This window comes from Psychrobacillus soli (assembly GCF_006861775.1).
Taxonomy (GTDB): Bacteria; Bacillota; Bacilli; order Bacillales_A; family Planococcaceae; genus Psychrobacillus; species Psychrobacillus soli.
Map to the genome: position 1 here is coordinate 1 of NZ_VDGG01000100.1, position 289 is coordinate 289.

1 protein-coding gene is annotated in these 289 nt (G+C 39.8%); it reads left to right on the forward strand.

What is annotated here, in order from left to right; translation table 11 throughout:
• Positions 1-289, forward strand: a 289-nt coding sequence (locus tag FG383_RS21055) for a hypothetical protein (RefSeq protein ID WP_185908029.1), incomplete at both ends; no start/stop codon positions are given.

Below are 289 nucleotides of genomic sequence, written 5' to 3' on the forward strand. Positions count from 1 at the left end.
CCAATCCAGTATGCTTAATGAAAATTCAGAAATGCGCCCCACTTCTATAATAATTCCTATTGCTACTTTTAGGAAAATCCGAAATTTTACTCATCCCGTCATTGGAAATACGAGTGATGACGAGGACGCTGAATCTAATCACCAAGTAGAAGCGGTGACAGAGCAGGAGTCCATCTCTTTGCCTGAGTATAATGTGGAAGACATTTTAGAAACGAATGATGCTGAGAAAATTGTAGTCGATCTTGAACCACCTCACCCTAGTATGCTTAATGAAAATTCAGAAGTGCAC